This window comes from Pseudomonas sp. EA_65y_Pfl1_P113, assembly GCF_963970525.1.
Lineage (GTDB): Bacteria > Pseudomonadota > Gammaproteobacteria > Pseudomonadales > Pseudomonadaceae > Aquipseudomonas > Aquipseudomonas tritici.
The window spans coordinates 1-490 of record NZ_CAXAQM010000431.1 but is presented as its reverse complement, the minus strand read 5'-3'; the positions used below and the strand labels follow the sequence as shown (position 1 = coordinate 490).

The 490-nt window shown below is 63.3% G+C and carries 1 protein-coding gene; it reads left to right on the top strand.

From position 1 onward, the window contains the following. Positions 1-121: 121 nt before the first annotated feature. Positions 122-490 (top strand): hypothetical protein (locus AACY52_RS30420; protein WP_339561399.1); only part of this gene is annotated, 369 nt, incomplete at its 3' end.

The window sequence follows — 490 nt, the reverse complement described above, 5'->3', positions numbered from 1 at the left end:
CTAGACCGTTGTCAGGGTGGCGGATGCGATCCGCTTCGTCCAGCGCAATTTGCCGATTGCGCGAAGGAAGAGTTGGTTTAGTTTGAGGGGGGTAGCGACCCATGCTGCCGGGGGAATGACAGTGAGCGGGGGTAAATCGCAGCAGGTGGCAACCGCTACCGACCGTTTCGCTGCGGCCCATGCGGCGCTCAAAGCCGATTCGACGATTCAGTTCACGCTGCTCCCCGCGCCGCCGCCGCCCGCGCCGCCCTTGTGGCTGATTCAGTTTGGCAAATGGCTGCAGCAGGTGCTTGCCCCGATTGGACGTTTTTTCGCGTGGCTGGACGGGCTCTTTCCCAACTGGCCTTATGCCAAGATCTTCTTATGGGCGGTGTTGGCAGTGGCCGTCGCGGCGGTGTTGTGGGCGGCCTATCAGCGCATCCGCTACGGCGAATGGCGCTTGCCGCGCTTTCGCCGCGCCCGTCCGTCGGCGATCATGCCCGAAGGTGAA